Origin of the sequence: Enterococcus sp. DIV0546 (assembly GCF_051712785.1) — a bacterium.
Lineage (GTDB): Bacteria > Bacillota > Bacilli > Lactobacillales > Enterococcaceae > Enterococcus > Enterococcus faecalis.
On sequence record NZ_JBIOPO010000001.1, the window covers coordinates 1261102 to 1280461 of the forward strand.

Sequence of the window (19360 nt, forward strand, 5' to 3'; positions counted from 1 at the left end):
TTAGATGTTTGTGTTTCTTTGGACCCTTGCTGAAAAAGTGATTTTCTTCAACTATCTATAGTATGAACCTCTAAAATTTTTTTGTCAAAAGACTGATAGCGAAGCGACAAAAAGAAAGCGAAAGATTCATGAGAAATTTTGCTTTTTCCAACGATAACTAACTAGAATTGCTAGACAAACGGTTGTTTTCCCGATACAATAATAAAGACTTTCGAATCACGCTTTTTGAGGTGATTAAAGATAGTAGAAGTAGAATAGGAGGACAAATTATATGTCCATGTTTTTAGATCAAGTGACGATTGATGTCAAAGCTGGTAAAGGCGGCGACGGAATGGTTGCTTTCCGTAGAGAAAAATATGTACCAGACGGGGGTCCCGCTGGTGGTGATGGCGGACGCGGTGGCGACGTTGTTTTAGTTGTTGAAGAAGGATTACGCACATTAATGGATTTCCGGTTTAATCGTCATTTTAAGGCGACACCTGGAGAAAATGGTATGAGTAAAGGAATGCACGGTCGTGGTTCAGAAGATTTACTTGTCAAAGTTCCACCAGGTACAACAGTTCGTGATGCAGAAACTGGAGCTTTAATTGGGGATTTAATTGAGAATGGTCAGACCTTAGTAGTAGCAAAAGGCGGACGCGGTGGTCGCGGGAATATTCGCTTTGCTTCCCCAAGAAACCCTGCACCAGAAATTGCCGAAAACGGCGAACCGGGTCAAGAACGTAAAATCGAATTAGAATTAAAAGTTTTAGCAGATGTTGGGTTAGTTGGGTTTCCTTCTGTAGGAAAATCAACATTACTCTCTGTTATCTCGTCCGCTCGTCCGAAAATTGGTGCCTATCATTTTACGACGTTAGTTCCAAACTTAGGGATGGTGACTACTAGTGATGGTCGAAGCTTTGCTGCAGCAGATTTGCCAGGCTTAATTGAAGGAGCTTCTCAAGGTGTCGGCTTAGGAACACAGTTCTTACGCCACATTGAACGGACGCGTGTTATTTTACATGTCATTGATATGAGTGGCATGGAAGGACGCGATCCTTACGAAGATTATTTGGCAATCAATAAAGAATTGGCTTCACACAATTTACGTTTGATGGAGCGACCTCAAATTATTGTTGCCAATAAAATGGACATGCCTGAAGCAGAAGAGAATTTAGCGAAATTTAAAGAGCAACTTGCGAAGGAACGCACCGATGAGTATGCTGATGAGCTACCTATTTTCCCAATCTCTGGGGTTACTCGTAAAGGTATTGAACCTTTATTAAATGCAACAGCTGACTTGTTGGAAGTAACGCCTGAATTCCCATTATATGAAGATGAAGTGGTAGAGGAAGAAACCGTTCGTTATGGCTTCCAACCAGAAGGTCCAGAATTTACGATTGATCGTGAACCAGATGCTTCATGGGTTTTATCTGGTGAAAAATTAGAAAAATTATTTGAAATGACGAATTTCGATCATGATGAAACAGTAATGCGTTTTGCACGTCAATTACGTGGTATGGGTGTCGATGAGGCATTACGAGCACGTGGCGCGAAAGATGGCGACATTGTTCGGATTGGTAATTTTGAATTTGAATTTGTCGAATAAGCATAAAACCAGTTCACTCAGTGAACTGGTTTTTTATTTTAAAATTAGTATTAAATTAGCGAATAGATTGAAATAATATTTTTAATAGCTTATAATTTTAAATGTAACAAAATAACAAACGAAAGGAGCGAAATTGAAATGGAAAACAATCAAGCAATGGTTCCTAAGTTTTCAGTTAAAAGTGCCGGTTTTCTTTTTAGTATGGGGCTCTTATGTGGTGTCCTGTTGCCGAGTGTTTTATTATGGACTTTCAATCTGCCGTTTAATATTGGTGCCATGATTTTTTTGCCTGTTGGGATTGCTTTTGCGTTAGCGTATAGTCATTATTTTATTGAAACGAAAACAGGTTTTTGTAAGCGTTTTATTTGGCTGTTTTTAATTTCTCTTATTTTATTAGAGCTTATCTCTTATTTATGGCTGATTAAAGGAGTTATTTTTTAAGAGAAAAACAGAGGAGAGTGTTATTTATGTTAGATAAACTGACTGTTTGGATTGAAAATCATCTAGCTGGACCAATGGCTAAAATTGCCAATCAGCGCCATTTACGTGCGGTGCGGGATGGGATTATTGCGACATTACCTTTAATTATTGTCGGTTCTTTTTTTCTAATTATTGCGTTTCCGCCGTTACCAGAATCTTGGGGCATTACTCAATTTTTAACAAGTAATGCTGCTACAATCTTATTGCCTTACCGAATGACAATGTACATTATGGCGTTATATGCGACTTTTGGCATTGGCGCTAGTTTAGCGAAATCATATAATCTTGATCAAGTCTCTGGAGGGATTTTGGCTACGATTGCTTTTTTATTAACATTAGTACCTGTGGCGATTCCTGAAGAAGCCAGTAAAGCAGCTGGCGTTTCTGGGTTTGTTTTACCAATGGCTAATTTGGGTGGTGCAGGGATGTTTGTCGGGATTGTGACGTCAATTATTGCTGTCGAAATCTATCGAGTGACAGATAAGTCTAAGTTCAAAATTACAATGCCTGATAACGTTCCACCTGCTGTTGCTCGTTCATTTGAATCGTTGACTCCGACGTTAATTGTCATGTTATTGATTGGTTCAATCACTTATTATTTAGGCTTTGATTGGCACACATTTGTAGGGAACTTAGTAGGACCACTAGTTCAAGCAGCGGACTCTTTATTGAGTGTCTTGTTGTTAGTCTTTTTAACAACATTTTTCTGGTTTTTTGGGATTCACGGCGCTTCAATCGTAGGATCGTTGGCGCGTCCTCTATGGCTACAACTATTAGAGGAAAACACGACTGCTAAAGCAGCTGGCGAAGCATTACCTCGGATTGCGGCAGAACCTTTTTACCAATGGTTTATTTGGATTGGTGGTGCTGGAGCCACAATTGGTTTAGCTATATTATTAGCCTTCCGGGCAAAATCAGAATATGGTTCAAAACTAGGAAAAGCTATTTTAGCACCGTCTATTTTTAATATTAATGAGCCAGTTATTTTCGGTGTACCGATTGTCTTAAATCCGATTTTAATGATTCCTTTTATCTTTGCACCAATGGTTTTAGCAACGATTGCTTGGTTTGCCACTAAATTAGGTTTAGTAAGTGAAGTTGTCTTTACCGCACCGTGGACCTTACCAGGGCCAATTGGCGCCTTTATGGCGACAGGCGGCGATTGGCGTGCTGCTGTTTTGAATATTGTTTTAATTCTAGTGGCCATCTTGATTTACTATCCGTTCTTTGTAGCTTATGATAAAAATGAGCTTGCCAAAGAACAAGGCAAACAAATAGAAGAATAAAAAGTGCAGCCGTTTAGTGTCCAGAACAAAAGGTGATGACCTTTTGTTCTGGACCTATTTGTTTATAGGTGATGAAAATTCTCAATTTTTTTGAAATGTATAGAAAATTTTGAGAAAAGAAACGCATAAAAAAGTGTAAAATATTATATATATAATGAAAATGGTTTTCTTTTGTGTGAACATAATAAAGTTATTGTTAACTAAAAGAGAAAAGGGGTATGAAAATGGTTAGAACGAAGGTATATACAAAGGAAAAAATCTTAAACGTAGCTGAAAAAATTTTAGTAGATAAAGGTTTTTCTAATTTAACTGCTAGAAATATTGCAGATGCTATGGGGATTTCTACGCAGCCAATTTATTTAGAATTTGTCAACATGGACGATTTAAAACGAACCTTAATTAAATCGTTATTTCATCGTATGCAATTATTTTATAAAGCAGATGTCGGTGCCTCAGACCCAGTGATTGCATTGGGTCTGAACTTTATATTATTTGCCCAAAAACATCAAAAAATCTATACGGCGTTATTTATGAAAGCACATGGTTATGAAGAAGAATTGCAGCAAATGCTTCAAACTTTTTTTGAAGAGCATTTATTATTGGATAAAAAATATGTACAAATGGACAAAGGAAAATTTGTCGAATTATTTCCTAAAATGGTGGTAATCTATTTAGGTTTAGCCACAGCGGTTACAATGAAAACAATTGACTTAACTAAGAATCAAGAAATTCAATTATTAAGTCAATTGTTGATAGAAGAGTAGTGTTTTGTTATTTATTCAAAATAACAAAAATACGACATAAGTCTGAGAAAAAACTGGTCGTTGCGCCCGAGGAAGGATTGTTTAAATCTTGCTATACTTTGGAAGAAGTAACAGAGAATAATTACTCGGGAGGATTTATGTGATGAAATTTATTAAATTTTTAGTGGTGACAGCAATTGTTATTGGTGGTGGTTTATTTGGGGCCAAGTTTTACGCAGAGAAGAACTCTGGCGAATTAGCTGGTGTGTTAGATCAATTAAATCCATTGGTTAAAGAAGGAAATGTGTATGTTAAAACAAAGAAAGCCGATAGCGTTAATGGCTATGGAATTGCTAGTTATACGCAAGTAGCCGCAGATGAGGAAGGCAAAACACGAGAAATAACTTTTACAGCGGACCATGAATTAAAAACAGATCATTATCTAAAAGTCTCAAATAAAGGGGCCCACATCAATACGTATGAAGAGGTCAATCAAGACCAAGTACCAGAAAAGGCATTACAAGCGATTCAAAAATAACAAAAAGTCAGAACGTATCTTCAGCGTACGTTCTGACTTTTTGTTATTTTTTTGCTTCTTGAAGAATATTGATTTTTTCAATTTTAACATCGGTTTTTGGTTTATCGTTGGCACCAACTTCGACTTTGGCAATTTTATCGACAATATCCATTCCTTTGGTTACTTGACCGAAAACAGTATGTTTTTTGTCAAGAGAAGGATAGCCGCCTTTTTTGTAAGCATCAATGATTGCTTTTGGATAATCATCATATAAAAGACCATCAGATTGATCATCTGTATTTTGGACAATAAAGAACTGACTGCCGTTAGTATTAGATCCTGCATTCGCCATTGATAACGCGCCACGAATGTTATATAACTGGTTTGAAAATTCATCTTCAAATGGTTTATTCCAGATGCTGTTTCCGCCAGTTCCATCACCGCTAGGATCGCCACCTTGGATCATAAAGTTATTGATGACGCGGTGGAAAGTCAATCCATCATAATAGCCATCTTTGGCATGTTTCATAAAGTTCTCGACAGTTTTTGGAGCCTGTTTAGGAAATAGTTTGATTTCAATATTTCCCATTGAAGTAACCATTTGGACTAAGTCTTGATCTTCGGCAACTTTGTCATCTAGTTGTGGTAAATCTAGTGAATTTAAGTCGACCGAATCCTTTGTTTTGCTTTCACTGGATTTAGCGACAGAATCACTCGTTGCGGTCGTGCCTTTATTATTGGTTGTGTTACAGCCTGCTAAAAGCAAGGTGAATGCTGCAACTGAAGCAACAGCAAGCATTTTCTTATGTTTCATCTGTTTTCCTCTTCCTTTCACACTGACAATTAGGTTCTTTTTTATCATAACAAAAGAGAAGATAACAAACCAGTGGAATTTTTATAAGATTTCCTATAGGAAAGGTGTAGACCATTTTTGTTTTTTTTGTTACAATGTAAGCAGATACATTATTATGTTTTACAATTTAGGAGGCAATCACATGGGAAAATTAGGTATTTCAATTTATCCAGAACGTTCAACATTTGAAAAGGACAAAGCATATTTGGATTTGGCTCATAAATACGGCTTTAAGCGTGTCTTTACTAGTTTATTGCAAATCAATGATGATCGGGAAAAGGTATTAGCAGAGTTTAAAAAAGTCGTAGATTACGCCAACCAATTAGGTATGGAAGTGATGGTCGATATTAATCCTGCATTGTTCGAACAATTAGGCATCTCTTATGATGATTTATCATTTTTCCATGATATGGGCGCTTACGGTATTCGTTTAGATCTTGGTTTTACTGGGCAAGAAGAGGCGAATATGACAAGAAACCCTTATGGCATTAAAATTGAAATTAATATGAGTTCAGGGACAAGTTATGTAGATAATATTATGGCCTACTCACCAAACACAGAAAATTTACTAGGCTCACATAATTTCTATCCACATCGCTATACCGGCTTAGGCTATGATCATTTTGTTTATTGTTCAGAAAAATTTAGAAAATATAATTTAAATACGATGGCGTTTGTGAACTCACACGATGCTACATTTGGGCCATGGCCGACACAAGATGGGTTATGTTCTTTGGAAGACCACCGCGATTTAGAAATTGCAACGCAAGTTAAGCATTTAGTTTTAACAGGATTAATCGATGATATTTCTGTCGGAAATGCTTATGCCTCAGAAGCAGAATTAGCAGCAATGGCAGAAGCCTTTCATGCACCGTATCCTTCGATCAAAGTGGATACAGAACCAGAAATCACAGAAGATGAAAGAATTGCATTGTTCGATAACTTACACAGTTATCGTGGAGATCGTTCTGATTACGTTTTGCGTTCAACAATGACACGTGTTTACTATAAAGATCGTCCTTTCCCAGCTCATACAACGAGAGATATTGTTCGAGGCGATGTCTTGATTGACAACGTTGGCTATGGACAATACAAAGGGGAAACACAAATTGCTTTAAAAGAAATGAAAAATGATGGCCGTGTAAATGTGGTTGGTCGTATTTCTGATGACGAACGTTTCTTATTAGAATTTTTGAAACCATGGTCAAGTTTTAAACTTATTGAAAATAAATAATTTTTAGTTTCCTATAAATAGATAAGTGGAGCATAGCGCAAAAGGTAACATTTTTGTGCTATGCTTTTTTTGTCGCAACAAAATTGTCCCATTGTAGTGGTAAAGAAAGATGGCTGAATCTTTGAATGGTAGTTGTCAAAAAAAGGGCGACAACTTATAATGAATCATACAGTTTAAATAAAAGGAGTACGTAGATGAATCGATGGTTAAAAATTTTGATTGCGCTTATTGTAGTAATTGCAATTGGTTTAATTGCGGCAGGCTTATATTTTTATAATTATGCAGTAGTTCCAGGAAAGAAAGACTTTATAAATGAGAATACCCCAGGGTCAAAAGTGGTCCAGACACCTGAAGGCGAGTGGTTTAAAGATGACAAAAATCGACAAGAATGGTCAATTACTTCGGAAGATGGGCTACGTCTAAAGGCCATTTATTTACCAGCCGACAAAAAAAGTAATCGTACCGTTATTATGGCGCATGGTTATATGGGTTCGGCAGAAACGATGTCTGTCTTTGCGAAAATGTATCATGATTGGGGCTACAATGTGTTAGCGCCAGATGCGCGTGGTCACGGGAAAAGTCAAGGAGATTATATTGGGTTCGGCTGGCCTGATCGTAAAGATTATGTCCAATGGATTGAGAAAGTTTTAACCGAAAATGGTCAGCAAGAACAAATCACTTTATACGGTGTCAGTATGGGTGCTGCTACAGTCATGATGACGAGCGGGGAAAAATTACCAGATAACGTGAAAGCCATTGTGGAAGATTGTGGCTATTCTACAGTCAATCAGGAGTTGCAATATCAATTGAAAGAGCTTTTCAATTTACCAAGTTTCCCATTAGTTAATGTTACTAGCGGGATTACGAAACTTAGAGCTGGCTATTTCTTTGGGGAAGCAAGCGCTGTTAAACAATTACAAAAGAATCATTTACCAATGCTCTTTATTCATGGTGAAAATGATACGTTTGTGCCGTTTAGTATGTTAGACGAAGTTTATAATGCAACCCAAGGACCTAAAGAGAAATATGTCGTGCCTGGAGCAGAGCATGCGAAAGCTTATAATAAAAACCCAGAAAAATATAAGGAAACAGTAGCTGCTTTTCTAGATAAATATATAAAATAACAAATTTATTCTTTACTAATAGTAGCAAAAACAAAAGACTTGTTCTTAAGTTAACGACTTAGTGAACAAGTCTTTTGTTGTCAGTTGATTTTTTTTAATAAGTTGGAATTTACCCATGCAATCTAGGGCATAATCTGATAGGATAGTACTAGAAATGAGGGAAGGATAATGGAAGAACAATTAGTCGATTATTTACACTATTTACAAATAGAGCGGGGCTTATCAAATAACACACGACGGAGTTACGAACGAGATTTAAAAAAATACGTAGCCTTTTTACAAGAACAAGGCTTGCATTCTTGGGACGAAGTTGACCGTTACATGATTACAGAATTTTTGCAATCCCTTCACGAAGAACAGCAAGCTTCAGCAAGTGTGATTCGGATGATTTCTAGTTTGAGAGGATTTCATCAATTTTTACGTCAAGAACGCTTAAGCGAACATAATCCGATGCAACATATTGACTCCCCCAAGAAAGTTCAAAAATTGCCAAGTACATTATCTGTTGACGAAGTGACTCGATTAATTGAAGCGCCTGATACAAGTAAACCACTAGGTATGCGGAATCGTGCTATTTTAGAAGTGATGTATGCAACGGGCCTGCGAGTTAGTGAACTAATTGAAATAAAATTAGGGGATCTGCATTTATCCATTGGTTTATTGCAAACAATCGGAAAAGGGGACAAAGAACGAATTATTCCTTTAGGCGATTATGCGATTCAATGGATTGAGCGCTATATGAACGAAGCCAGACCTCAATTGATTAAAAACCATCCGAATGAAACACACCTGTTCGTTAATCATCATGGCGAACCGTTATCTAGACAGGGCATTTGGAAAAATTTAAAACAGATTGTTCGAGAAGCCCAGATAGAGAAAAATATTACGCCGCATACATTACGGCATAGCTTTGCGACACATTTGTTGGAAAATGGCGCAGACCTTAGAATCGTACAAGAATTATTAGGACATGCAGATATCTCCACGACACAAATTTATACACATATTACCAAACAACGAATGGCAGATGTTTATAAGGAACATTTTCCTCGGGCTTAATTTGCGAGAATGCCCACAAACGAATAAATTTATGGTAAACTAGGAAGTCGAGAAAAGAAAGTAGGTGTCGTTTTTGCAAGAAATTAATTTAAAACTAGATGTCTTTGAAGGACCACTGGATCTTCTACTACATTTAATTCAAAAATTAGAAATCGATATCTATGACATTCCCATTACAGCAGTAACTGAACAATACATGTCTTATATTCATGCGATGCAAACCTTAGAGTTAGAAGTCGCTGGAGAATATCTAGTCATGGCTGCCACCTTAATGGCTATTAAAAGTCAGATGTTGCTTCCAAAACAAGAGCTTGAAATCATTGATGATGAAGATTTTTTTGAAGAGGAAGACCCACGGGAAGCTTTAGTAGCTCAGTTATTGGAGTATCGGAAATTTAAATATGCAGCGACTGTTTTACATGAAAAAGAAGAAGAACGTAAACTCTATTATACAAAAGAACCAATGGATATGGATGATTATAAAGAGGAAGATACAACACTACCGCCTAATCAAATCAATACAATTGATTTATTTCTAGCCTTTCACGCCATGTTAGAAAAGAAAAAAAATCGCCAGCCTGTTGAAACAACTGTTGCTAGTGACGATGTTTCCATCGAAGAAAAAATCTCCGCTATTTCAGAACGTATGCGTCAAGTACAGAAAGGGAAGGCAGTGTCGTTTGATTCTTTCTTCGATTCTTATTCCAAACAAGAAATTGTGACAACGTTCATGGCTCTTTTAGAATTAATGAAAACGGGCGTGATTTATGCTGAACAAGAAAATAATTATAGTGAAATTTTGTTATTTAATACAGAAACCCAGCAGGAAGATACAACAGAGGTGGAGGAAACACAGTGACATTAGTTAGTCAAATTGAAGCAATTTTATTTGTGGTTGGCGAAGAAGGAATTGGCTTGGAAGAGCTTGCGTACTTATTAGAGAAGTCAACAGCAAAAACCTATGAAGAATTAACGAAATTGAAAGAACATTATGCTTCTGACAATAAATCAGCGTTGAATATTTTAGAAGTCGGCAATCATTTTGTCTTAACAACTAAGAAAAAATATGCCTCATTACTAAAAAAATATGCGCAATCGCCTATGTCGAACGCCTTATCACAAGCGGCGCTAGAAACATTATCCATTATTGCTTATAAGCAACCAATTTCGCGTATTGAAATTGATGAAATTCGTGGCGTACAGACTTCTGGCTCTATCCAAAAGTTAGTTGCCCGTCAGTTGATAGAAGAAAAAGGCCGCGTAGATGGTCCTGGTAGAGCAATTTTGTATGGCACAACGAAGTATTTTATGGATTACTTTGGGTTGAAAAGTTTAGATGAATTACCAGATATCCAACAAATGGAAGATGAATTAGAAGAAGAACTACCAATGGATCTATTTTTTGATCGTTATCAAGAAACGAACCCAATGTCTGAAACAACAGAAGGCGAGGAAGCTTAAACAATGGAAAGATTACAAAAAGCAATTGCTCATGCTGGGGTGACTTCGCGTCGCAAAGCAGAGGAATTAATTGTCAAAGGTCGCGTAAAAGTCAATGGCCAAGTGGTTAAAGAATTAGGAACGCAAGTAAGTAAACAAGATACTGTTGAGGTTGATGGTGTACCAATTTATCAAGAAGAATATGGTTATTATTTATTCTATAAACCAAGAGGGGTTATTTCTGCGGTGTCTGACGATAAAGGCCGTAAAGTAGTAACGGATTATTTTACAGATGTTACTGAGCGAATTTATCCAGTCGGTCGTCTGGATTATGATACTTCTGGGTTGTTACTTTTAACGAATGATGGAAGTTTTTCACAAAAATTAACCCATCCTAAACATGAAGTAGATAAAGTCTACGTAGCAAAAATTAAAGGTGTACCAACTAAACGAGATCTATTGCCATTAGCCAAAGGCATTCGCATTGATGGCAAACGCACAGCACCAGCCAATTTTCAAATTCTTTCAGCGGATATTAAAACAGGTAGCAGTGTCGTGGAATTAACGATTCATGAAGGACGTAATCATCAAGTGAAGAAAATGTTTCAAGCTGTTGGTTTCCCTGTTCAAAAATTAAAACGTGAACGTTACGGTGAGTTGACCTTACAAGGTTTGCGACCAGGGCAATATCGTGATTTAACTAAAAAAGAAATCAGTCAATTATTAAATCAAGCTAAATAAGATAAAATGACTCGATCTCTTCGCGCTTATGGCGAAGGGATTGTTTTTTTTTGAGAAACGAAGCAATCAATGAAATTTAATAAAAAAGCTTAGTTAGTTGCATTCATTGTTCAAATCGGTTACACTAAGTAAGTAAAAAAATATAATACAAGGTTCGTCTTCAGGGGCAGGGTGTAATTCCCGACCGGTGGTTATAGTCCACGACTCGTTTTTAACGATTGAATTGGTGTAATTCCAATACCGACAGTATAGTCTGGATAAAGAAGATAGGGCTTATTTGAGACGCTTTTTCATCAGATAATCCTACTCTATTTTTCCCTGCAGAAAAATAGGGTTTTTTTGTATGACAAAGAAGCGAATCAAAAAGTTCGTTGAAGATGGGTCCTTAATTGGAGGATTTCAGATGAACAACAAGGTACAAAAAATGGTCAGCATTGCAATGTTGGCCGCAATCGGTACAGTATTACAATTTGTGGCATTTCCGATTATGCCGGCGTTTAGTTTTTTGAAAATCGATTTTAGTGATATTCCGATTCTGCTCGGAATGTTCTTGTACGGACCGTTAGCAGGAGTAATTACTGCTTTTGTTCGTTCGTTGCTACACCTGTTCTTAACCGGACTAGCACCGCAAAATATGGTGGGAGATTTCGCTAGCTTTTTAGCAAGTAGTATCTTCACCTTGCCAATTTTTTATTTCTTTGGTAAAAAGAAAAATATCCGTACAAATCGGATAGTGGGCCTAGTAAGTGGGATCTTAGCCTTGACGATTTTCATGAGTATTGCGAATTATTTTGTCATTACACCCATTTACTTACAATTATATGGTGTGACCACACAACAATTTTTAGGAACATCTTTAGCAAGCTATGTGGCGATTGGTATTGTGCCATTCAACCTTATTAAAGGCCTCTTAGTCAGTGGTGTTTTTCTAGTACTACATGCGAAGTTATTGCCATGGCTATCAAAAAAACAACATACTATTCAGAAAAAAACACCGTTAACAAAATAAATGATAAAAAACCTGCTGTTGAACAATGTTTGACAGTGGGTTTTTAAAATTTACGCCTAAAAGAAAAGAGGTTGTCATAATCTGTCATCATTCTGTTAAAAAATACTAAACCATCTGCATTGTAATTTTAACTTTCCCTTGGTATGATAGAAATCATCAAAGAAAGAGGAGTTTTCCTGAGTGAAAAAGTGTAAAAATTGTCGTCACGTGAATCGTGATACGGAGTCCTTTTGTGAAGAATGCGGCGCTCCGCTAATGAATGAATCAATGCATCAAGAGGAAAACCAAGCACAACCATCAATGAATAAAGGGAACGAATCTACTCCTCTCAGATCAAAAAGAAGCTGGATCTGGGTGTTTCTTTTTGTGTTCATCGTTCTTGGAGCGGGTAGCTATTTTCTCGGGACGCATTATTTTTCTAAGGAACAACAAATTTCTCATTTTATTGAAGCGATTGAGAATGGTGATGCCCAAGAATTAAGTAAAAAAATGAGGACGAACGAGTCTGAATTTCAAGTGAATCCGCAAAGCATTAAGCCTTTAATCACTTATTATCAAAAAAATCCAACTGAGCTAAAAAAATTAGAAAAAGCGCTATTAAAGGATAAAAAGCTACATGGTTTAACTATTCGCGAAACAAGTCAAACAGCATTTTTCTTTCACCGTTATCAATTCATTTTAACGCCTGTTTCTGTTCAGTTAACGACGAATCAGCGCGGTGTGACGTTGGCAATGAACGGGCGGGAAGTGGGCACTTCCGACTCAACCACTTATCAAAAGGAATTGGGACCCTTAGCGCCAGGACAATATACTTTTACAGCCACAGTGAAAGATAGCACCGGCGAACCTGTTATCACAGAAGAGTATCGTTTATTAGAAGAGGAAAATTATATTTCTAGTATTCCTTTAGATTTTAAACGAATGAATTTTGTTGTGGAAAGCAATCTGCCAGACGCAGATATTTATATTAATGATCGGAAAGTTGGTACGCTAACGAATGGAAGCAAAACGATTGGCCCTTTGTTCTGGTCCAAAGGGATGACGATTCAACTTAAAAAGACGATTAATGGAGAAGAAATTCAAACATCAAAAGAAACGATTGGTGAAAATGATTTTGTCGAAGCGCTCTCCGATAATCCAACGCTACAATTGAATTTTCCGTTAGCTAGCGACTATGATGCCCGCAAAGCGCTAGAAACCTTTTATCAAGCATTTGCCAAACAAGTGAAAAGTCATACGGATAGTACAGAATTTGCTAAAAAATATCTCGTTGGTGGGGAAAATAATCCTCAATTTCCTTCTTTTATTGAAGCACTTGAACGATTACGTGAAAAGAAATCGACCGATGTTTCACCAGATTTTGAAGTGACCATTAATACGCTACAATTGGATGGTAAAGAAAATTACCATGTCAATTATTATTTAGAAGCTAAAAATTCTAAAGCAAAAGAAAATGGTCTTCGTTATGAATGGATCAATGGCCTAAATGATCAAATTCATTTAGTCAAAGAACCGCTAAAAGAAGGACAATTACAGTTTGTTTCGATAGATGAGCAAACACTTGCGTGGCTCGAAAAAATACTCTAAGCAAAAATGAGTGCTAAATTATTTAGCACTCATTTTTGCTTATTTCTATTGCACGCGTGGGACATTTGCGGTACGCTTTTAACACATTCTCGCGTTCGTTTTCTGGAATAAATTGTTGTCGAGCATGCGGCTCGTCTTTAAAAAGGACAATCCCATGATCATCATAATCAAATATATTGGGCGCATAAACTTGACAAAGTCCACAAGCAATACATTTTTCAGGAACTAAACGTGATTGCATAAACAGTGACACATCCTATCTAAAAGAGGTTTACTATGGAAGCAACTTTTATTTTAGCGTTATTATCTCACGGATACAAGGTACGTGCATCAACTTTGTATCATCTTTTAAAAGGCAAACGGACTAGCTCTGTTTTGATTTATGGTTTTTTATATGATTGTTTACGATTCATTGGCTGGTGGCCAACGATTTCCGAACAAGCCTATTTTCAATTTCTTGAAAAACTTTCGAAGGCGAAACAAATTCAGTATCACAAAGAGACAAATGAGATTCAACTAACAAAAGAAGGGCAACTATTTTTAAAGGAGCACCATTTTTCGTTGCTGGATTATCCTGCAATTGATCTTTATCGTTTTGGCAGAAGTGATCGAGAAAGTTGGCAACTCATTCAATTTGCCGTGCAAGTGACTTCGTATTTATCATTTGAGGAAAAACAGTATATTCCACTTTTATCAACACCGATTCCGCAACTATATTTGAAACGATGGTTACAAAAAGACAAGAAAGAGCAGCGCATTCAATCAATCAAAGAAGAACTGTTGCGAGGGTTTGAGTTACTACCTGAAGTAGAAAGCGACTATTTGGTTGCGCAACTTTCTGGTTATCAGCAAACTGGCAAAGTTCCTCAGCAATTAACACCCCATAAGACAGCTCTTGAACAGCGTTTGTGGCACACGCAAGCGGTTCATCATTTACTGCTGTTGATAATGTACGGAGGAAACTATCCTGCTTTACAAACGCTTGTATGGCCGTATCTAGAAAAAAATCTAAACCAAAGTATGCAAGAAACTCAACGATTGTTAACGGAAGGTAAGACACTTCAAGAAATTGCTGAGCAGCGAAAAATAAAACTGAGTACCATTCATGACCATCTATTAGAGTTGGCTATTCAAGGGCAGCTGCAGGCGTCTGTTTATCTTGAAAAGGAGGCAATACTCCAAAACTTGGCTCAAACAGAACAAGATCCGCGGTTGTGGGTGTATCGGGATTGGCGAGCGCAAGAAGAGACGCTTTCTTATTTAGATTTTCGCTTATATCAAATCCAACAAATTTGGCAAGAAAAGGAGTGAGTGTTGTTGACATTAGAACAAGAATTATTCACTCGATTTGGTTATGCAGCGTTTAAGCCTGGTCAAAAAGAAGTGATTACAAACTTACTTGACGGTATGAATACATTGGCTGTTTTGCCAACAGGGACTGGTAAATCATTGTGTTATCAATTTGTGGGCCAGAAGTTAGAGGGACTAACGGTAATTGTTTCTCCTTTACTTTCGTTAATGGAAGATCAGGTGCGTCAATTACAAAGACAAGGAATTAAAGGTGCGGTTGCCTTAAACAGTACGTTACAATATTCAGAAAAGCGTTATGTTTTAGCGAAAATGTTCCAATACGATTATCTGTTTTTAAGCCCAGAAATGCTTTTGCAGCAAGAAGTACTTAGTGTGTTACAACGCCAAAAAATTGCATTATTTGTGGTGGATGAAGCCCATTGTGTTTATCAGTGGGGCGTCGATTTTCGCCCTGAATATAGTAAATTAGATCTGGTCCAAAAACAGCTAGACTTTCCTTTGACCTTGGCGTTAACTGCCACAGCGACACCCGTTGTACAGCACGCAATTATAAAACAATTATTTTCTCATGGCAGCTATCAAGAAGTTCTTTCTTCAGTGAATCGAAAAAATATTGGCTTGTTCGTGAAGGAAACGTCAGAAAAAGAAGAAGTGTTACTAGATTACTTATCTAAAACGGCTGGTAAAATCATTATCTATTGCGCCACGCGCAACAAAACAGAACAAATCAGTCAACTTATTCAGGCAAAAACCAGTTTTAAGGTAGCCTATTATCATGGGGGCTTGGAGGCTAGTGAATGTAGTCGCTTGCAAGAACAATTTATTGATAATCAAATCGATATTCTTTGTGCAACGAATGCTTTTGGGATGGGAATCGACAAACCTGATGTTCGTGGAGTGATTCATTTTGATTTGCCTGATAGCTTAGAAAATTACCTGCAAGAAATCGGGCGAGCTGGACGTGATGGTCAAAAAAGTTGGGCGCTATTATTGTATAAAAAAGGGGATGAATTTATTCATCGGTTTTTCTTAGAAGAGACAAGAGCGAATCGAGCGACCTTAAAATCGCTGATTGAAGGAGAAGAACAAGCAGGTTTGTTAGAAAATGCCACCGAGTTACAACAAAAATGGGTTCAAGGCTATTTAGCCAAGGATTATTCTTTTGAAGAGCTAGAGCATCGTTTAGAGGAGAAAGAAAAAGATCGTCAAGCGCAATTAAGAGGGATGCTGACGTATATTGAAACCACAACCTGTCGAAGAACGTTGATTCAAACTTATTTTCAAGAACCGATTGTAAAACAATCACTGGAAACTTGTTGTGATAATTGTGCGTTATTCTTTGACATTTACCAAGATTCAATAGTAAAATCGAACAAGACCAGCAATCAAAATGAAGAAGGTTGGCGTTCTAAATTTCTAAAATTATTTAAAGAACGTGATTAATTCATTTTTTTAGTCGGCAGTTGGCAAAAGCTATGATATAATAACAAGCGAGAGAAGTTTAGGAGGAAATTAGCAGTGAGTAAAAAGGACAAAAAGAAAAACCAAGCTCGTGAGCCATGGGAACAATCAATTTATGAACCTGATCAAAATGGTGGTGGTTCTCGTTTAGCAAAACGCCAACAGCAACGAGGAAATTCATTATTTCTAACTGTTTTAGTTATTTTGCTATTATTAATTATTGCCATTCCAATTGGGACTTTCTTATGGATGATGCAAGACAAGAAACCGAACGAAAGTGCTAGCAAAAATAGCCAGCCATCTTCTTCATTAGTCCAATCATCATCAAAAGAGAAGAAAAAAGAAAGTACGTCAAAATCAGTGGAAAGCTCAGAACCAGCAAGCAGCCAACCAGCTGAAAATACAATACCTTCAAGTTCTGATGCTGCTGCACAGCAACAACAGGACCAACAAGCACAACAACAGCAACAGCAACAACAAGAGCAGCAACAACAACAAGAAGCTCAAAATCAACAACAGCAACAAGCGCAGAACCAACAACCTGTTTATGATACCGTTCAAAGTGGCGAAGGGGCACGTCAAGTTGCCGAACGTAACGGAATGACATTAGAACAAATTTTAGCGTTAAATCCTGGGATTGATACATCTGTGTTTTATCCAGGACAACCATTACGTATTAAATAATCCAGAAAAAGAGGTTTGGACAGCACTTTCAAGGGCTAAACCGCGACGAATGATTACATGAGAATGCCAATAAGCAGAAATTTCCGAAAGATGTTTTGCGTCTTTCGAGGGATTTCGGCTTATTGCTTTTTCGTTAGAAACTCGTCATCAGTTTAAATCCAAGTTCTTTTCTTCTGATTTTAATATAAAAGAAGAAGCGCATTTTAAAGGATGCATATCAGTTAAGGAGTTTTTTCATGGGGAAAATCAGTATTGCTATTGACGGACCAGCTTCGTCAGGCAAAAGTACAGTTGCAAAAATTTTAGCAAAACAATTGAATTATGTGTATTGTGACACGGGGGCCATGTACCGAGCGATTACGTATCTGGCCTTGCAAAATCAAATCGACATTCAAGCGGAAGAACCATTAGTAGCGCTTTGTGTCAACCACACTATTTCTTTTCAGCAAGCAGAGAATGGCCAACGTGTTTTTATCGACGGTCATGAAGTGACCGAAGCGATTCGCCAGCCAGATGTAACGAATGCTGTTTCAGCTGTTTCAAAACATGCAAAAGTTAGAGAAGAAATGGTGGCGTTACAACAGAAAATTGGTCAAGCCGGCGGAGTTGTCATGGATGGTCGAGATATTGGTACTGCAGTTTTACCAAAGGCCGAAGTAAAGATATTCTTGGTGGCTAGCGTTGAAGAACGTGCAGAACGTCGTTTTAAAGAAAATCAAGAAAAAGGGATTGAGACGGATTTTGAAACCTTGAAGGCGGAGATTGAACGTCGGGATTATTTAGATTCAACCAGAGAAGTATCACCCCTTGTCCAAGCAAGTGATGCTGTGAAAATCGATACAACAGGGTTGACGATTGAAGAAGTCGTCGCCGCCATACAAAATGTGATTAAACAAAAAGGTTTTGAACTTTTTTAAAGAATTTTAAGAAAAATAGAAGAAATCGCTTTATTTTTTTACAAAAATCTCGTACTATGTAAGTATATATAGCTAAGTTTTGGAATTTTTGTTGGCATAGGAGGATAAGAGGCATGACAGATTTTGAAGACAAACAAGTAGCAAACAACGAAACAATGGAAGATGCAATGAACAGCGTTCAAGAAGTCAGTGTTGGCGATATTGTTAAAGGCGAAGTTTTAGCCATTGAAGACAAACAAGTTGTTGTCGGCATTGAAGGAGCGGGCGTTGAAGGCGTTGTTCCTGCAAAGGAATTATCGACTTTACCAGTTGAAGATGTACACGAACTTGTGAAAGTCGGTGATGTGTTAGATTTAGTTGTTATCACATCAATTGGCAAAGATAAAGAAAACGGCAGTTATTTACTGTCAAAACGCCGTTTAGATGCTAAAAAAGTTTGGGAAGAAATTGAACAAGATTTCCAAGCGGGCAAAGTAATCGAAGCACCTGTTACAAATGTTGTTAAAGGTGGTTTGGTTGTTGATGTCGGTGTTCGCGGATTTGTTCCTGCCTCAATGGTTGAAGATCATTTTGTTGCAGATTTTTCTGAATATAAAGGTCAAACACTAGCATTTAAAATTATTGAAATCGAACCTTCAGAAAACCGCTTAATTCTTTCACATAAAGCAGTTGTTGAAGCTGAAAAAGAATCGAAAAAAGAAGAATTACTTTCTTCTTTACATGACGGAGACGTTGTTGAAGGGAAAGTAGCTCGTTTAACAGATTTCGGCGCATTCATTGATTTAGGTGGCGTGGATGGTTTAGTTCATGTTTCTGAAATTGCTCATCAGCATGTGGGCAAACCAAGTGATGCGTTAACTGTTGGCGAAGACGTTCAAGTAAAAATTCTTTCAATTAATCCAGAAGAAGGACGTATTTCTTTATCTATTAAAGAAACATTGCCTGGACCATGGACAGATATCGAAACAAAAGCAGCCGCTGGGACTGTTTTAGATGGCACAGTAAAACGCCTAACAAGCTTCGGTGCCTTTGTGGAAGTTTTCCCTGGTGTGGAAGGATTAGTGCATATTTCTCAAATTTCTCACAAGCATATTGCAACGCCTCATGAAGTCCTTCATGAAGGGGATCAAGTACAAGTGAAAGTTTTAGAAGTTAATCCAGAGGAACATCGTATTGCTTTAAGTATCAAAGCGTTAGAACCAAAACCTGAGTCTCAAGAAGAACCAAAAGAAGAACAGGAATATGAATTGCCTGAAGAAAATACTGGTTTTACCATGGGCGATATTTTAGGTGACGCTTTATCTGATGCGAAAGAAGAGGAATAAC

20 protein-coding genes and 1 riboswitch are annotated in these 19360 nt (G+C 37.3%); of the genes, 18 read left to right on the forward strand and 2 right to left on the reverse strand.

All coding sequences use genetic code 11. The annotated features are described in order from the left end of the window. Nucleotides 1–271: 271 nt before the first annotated feature. The 5 genes from obgE (at nt 272) to IGJ24_RS06080 (ending at nt 4635) form a co-directional block, all read left to right on the forward strand. Nucleotides 272–1588 (forward strand): GTPase ObgE, encoded by a 1317-nt coding sequence (gene obgE, locus IGJ24_RS06060; RefSeq protein ID WP_002384537.1) that lies wholly within the window; start codon nt 272–274, stop codon nt 1586–1588. A gap of 138 nt (nt 1589–1726) precedes the next feature. After that, on the forward strand, nt 1727–2029 hold the full coding sequence (locus IGJ24_RS06065; RefSeq protein WP_002357636.1) for a hypothetical protein: 303 nt from the start codon (nt 1727–1729) through the stop codon (nt 2027–2029). A gap of 26 nt (nt 2030–2055) precedes the next feature. Continuing rightward, nucleotides 2056–3354 (forward strand): PTS sugar transporter subunit IIC, encoded by a 1299-nt coding sequence (locus tag IGJ24_RS06070; RefSeq protein WP_002363934.1) that lies wholly within the window; start codon nt 2056–2058, stop codon nt 3352–3354. Between the two features lie 218 nt (nt 3355–3572). Further along, complete coding sequence (locus IGJ24_RS06075) at nt 3573–4118, forward strand: TetR/AcrR family transcriptional regulator (protein WP_002369419.1); 546 nt, start codon at nt 3573–3575, stop codon at nt 4116–4118. A gap of 142 nt (nt 4119–4260) precedes the next feature. Beyond that, nucleotides 4261–4635 carry a YxeA family protein gene (locus IGJ24_RS06080; protein ID WP_002357632.1) on the forward strand — a complete coding sequence of 125 codons (375 nt, stop codon included), beginning with the start codon at nt 4261–4263 and terminating at the stop codon, nt 4633–4635. 43 nt (nt 4636–4678) lie between these two features. Here the strand turns inward: IGJ24_RS06080 and IGJ24_RS06085 are convergent, their stop codons facing one another. Next, nucleotides 4679–5428, reverse strand: coding sequence for a peptidylprolyl isomerase (locus IGJ24_RS06085; protein ID WP_289865557.1), 750 nt, complete (start codon nt 5426–5428; stop codon nt 4679–4681). A gap of 181 nt (nt 5429–5609) precedes the next feature. Here IGJ24_RS06085 and IGJ24_RS06090 point away from each other — a divergent pair, with 181 nt between their 5' ends. From IGJ24_RS06090 to IGJ24_RS06125, 8 genes are all read left to right on the forward strand, one after another. Next, a complete protein-coding gene (locus tag IGJ24_RS06090; RefSeq protein WP_002357630.1) occupies nt 5610–6701 on the forward strand; it encodes a DUF871 domain-containing protein in 1092 nt (363 codons plus the stop codon). A gap of 194 nt (nt 6702–6895) precedes the next feature. Beyond that, entirely contained in the window at nt 6896–7825 is a 930-nt protein-coding gene (locus tag IGJ24_RS06095; protein WP_142956390.1) for an alpha/beta hydrolase, read from the forward strand. Between the two features lie 168 nt (nt 7826–7993). Further along, complete coding sequence (gene xerD, locus IGJ24_RS06100; RefSeq protein ID WP_002397289.1) at nt 7994–8884, forward strand: site-specific tyrosine recombinase XerD; 891 nt, start codon at nt 7994–7996, stop codon at nt 8882–8884. A gap of 64 nt (nt 8885–8948) precedes the next feature. Further along, nucleotides 8949–9743, forward strand: coding sequence for a segregation/condensation protein A (locus IGJ24_RS06105; RefSeq protein WP_002420210.1), 795 nt, complete (start codon nt 8949–8951; stop codon nt 9741–9743). Further along, a complete protein-coding gene (gene scpB, locus IGJ24_RS06110) occupies nt 9740–10345 on the forward strand; it encodes an SMC-Scp complex subunit ScpB (protein WP_002357625.1) in 606 nt (201 codons plus the stop codon). Before IGJ24_RS06105 ends, scpB begins: the two co-directional genes overlap by 4 nt. A 3-nt stretch (nt 10346–10348) precedes the next feature. Next, entirely contained in the window at nt 10349–11065 is a 717-nt protein-coding gene (locus IGJ24_RS06115) for a pseudouridine synthase (protein WP_002357624.1), read from the forward strand. A 152-nt stretch (nt 11066–11217) separates the two neighbouring features. Then, nucleotides 11218–11337: riboswitch (FMN riboswitch) on the forward strand. Nucleotides 11338–11408: 71 nt separating this feature from the next. After that, nucleotides 11409–12074, forward strand: a complete 666-nt coding sequence (locus IGJ24_RS06120) for an ECF transporter S component (RefSeq protein WP_002382314.1) — start codon at nt 11409–11411, stop codon at nt 12072–12074. 255 nt (nt 12075–12329) lie between these two features. After that, nucleotides 12330–13661 (forward strand): zinc ribbon domain-containing protein, encoded by a 1332-nt coding sequence (locus tag IGJ24_RS06125; RefSeq protein ID WP_002398998.1) that lies wholly within the window; start codon nt 12330–12332, stop codon nt 13659–13661. Nucleotides 13662–13683: 22 nt separating this feature from the next. On the opposite strand, the gene IGJ24_RS06130 is transcribed toward IGJ24_RS06125, so the two are convergent. Then, a complete protein-coding gene (locus tag IGJ24_RS06130; protein ID WP_002357617.1) occupies nt 13684–13902 on the reverse strand; it encodes a ferredoxin in 219 nt (72 codons plus the stop codon). Between the two features lie 35 nt (nt 13903–13937). Here IGJ24_RS06130 and IGJ24_RS06135 point away from each other — a divergent pair, with 35 nt between their 5' ends. The 5 genes from IGJ24_RS06135 (at nt 13938) to rpsA (ending at nt 19359) form a co-directional block, all read left to right on the forward strand. After that, nucleotides 13938–14972 carry a helix-turn-helix domain-containing protein gene (locus IGJ24_RS06135; RefSeq protein ID WP_086317873.1) on the forward strand — a complete coding sequence of 345 codons (1035 nt, stop codon included), beginning with the start codon at nt 13938–13940 and terminating at the stop codon, nt 14970–14972. Next, the gene (locus IGJ24_RS06140) at nt 14973–16415 is read left to right on the forward strand and encodes a RecQ family ATP-dependent DNA helicase (RefSeq protein WP_289865556.1); all 1443 of its coding nucleotides are present in this window, start codon (nt 14973–14975) and stop codon (nt 16413–16415) included. Nucleotides 16416–16490: 75 nt separating this feature from the next. Continuing rightward, the gene (locus IGJ24_RS06145) at nt 16491–17117 is read left to right on the forward strand and encodes a LysM peptidoglycan-binding domain-containing protein (protein WP_086317875.1); all 627 of its coding nucleotides are present in this window, start codon (nt 16491–16493) and stop codon (nt 17115–17117) included. A gap of 236 nt (nt 17118–17353) precedes the next feature. Beyond that, nucleotides 17354–18034 carry a (d)CMP kinase gene (gene cmk / locus IGJ24_RS06150; protein ID WP_002357612.1) on the forward strand — a complete coding sequence of 227 codons (681 nt, stop codon included), beginning with the start codon at nt 17354–17356 and terminating at the stop codon, nt 18032–18034. A 113-nt stretch (nt 18035–18147) separates the two neighbouring features. Then, a complete protein-coding gene (rpsA, locus tag IGJ24_RS06155) occupies nt 18148–19359 on the forward strand; it encodes a 30S ribosomal protein S1 (RefSeq protein ID WP_002360341.1) in 1212 nt (403 codons plus the stop codon). Nucleotide 19360: the final 1 nt, after the last annotated feature.

What these genes read in the sequence shown, in the direction of transcription:
- obgE (WP_002384537.1), top strand. Translation starts at nt 272, where the DNA reads ATGTCCATGTTTTTAGATCAAGTGACGATTGATGTCAAAGCTGGTAAA.
- IGJ24_RS06065 (WP_002357636.1), top strand. Translation starts at nt 1,727, where the DNA reads ATGGAAAACAATCAAGCAATGGTTCCTAAGTTTTCAGTTAAAAGTGCC.
- IGJ24_RS06070 (WP_002363934.1), top strand. Translation starts at nt 2,056, where the DNA reads ATGTTAGATAAACTGACTGTTTGGATTGAAAATCATCTAGCTGGACCA.
- IGJ24_RS06075 (WP_002369419.1), top strand. Translation starts at nt 3,573, where the DNA reads ATGAAAATGGTTAGAACGAAGGTATATACAAAGGAAAAAATCTTAAAC.
- IGJ24_RS06080 (WP_002357632.1), top strand. Translation starts at nt 4,261, where the DNA reads ATGAAATTTATTAAATTTTTAGTGGTGACAGCAATTGTTATTGGTGGT.
- IGJ24_RS06085 (WP_289865557.1), bottom strand. Translation starts at nt 5,428, where the DNA reads ATGAAACATAAGAAAATGCTTGCTGTTGCTTCAGTTGCAGCATTCACC.
- IGJ24_RS06090 (WP_002357630.1), top strand. Translation starts at nt 5,610, where the DNA reads ATGGGAAAATTAGGTATTTCAATTTATCCAGAACGTTCAACATTTGAA.
- IGJ24_RS06095 (WP_142956390.1), top strand. Translation starts at nt 6,896, where the DNA reads ATGAATCGATGGTTAAAAATTTTGATTGCGCTTATTGTAGTAATTGCA.
- xerD (WP_002397289.1), top strand. Translation starts at nt 7,994, where the DNA reads ATGGAAGAACAATTAGTCGATTATTTACACTATTTACAAATAGAGCGG.
- IGJ24_RS06115 (WP_002357624.1), top strand. Translation starts at nt 10,349, where the DNA reads ATGGAAAGATTACAAAAAGCAATTGCTCATGCTGGGGTGACTTCGCGT.
- IGJ24_RS06120 (WP_002382314.1), top strand. Translation starts at nt 11,409, where the DNA reads ATGACAAAGAAGCGAATCAAAAAGTTCGTTGAAGATGGGTCCTTAATT.
- IGJ24_RS06125 (WP_002398998.1), top strand. Translation starts at nt 12,330, where the DNA reads ATGAATGAATCAATGCATCAAGAGGAAAACCAAGCACAACCATCAATG.
- IGJ24_RS06130 (WP_002357617.1), bottom strand. Translation starts at nt 13,902, where the DNA reads ATGCAATCACGTTTAGTTCCTGAAAAATGTATTGCTTGTGGACTTTGT.
- IGJ24_RS06135 (WP_086317873.1), top strand. Translation starts at nt 13,938, where the DNA reads ATGGAAGCAACTTTTATTTTAGCGTTATTATCTCACGGATACAAGGTA.
- cmk (WP_002357612.1), top strand. Translation starts at nt 17,354, where the DNA reads ATGGGGAAAATCAGTATTGCTATTGACGGACCAGCTTCGTCAGGCAAA.
- rpsA (WP_002360341.1), top strand. Translation starts at nt 18,148, where the DNA reads ATGACAGATTTTGAAGACAAACAAGTAGCAAACAACGAAACAATGGAA.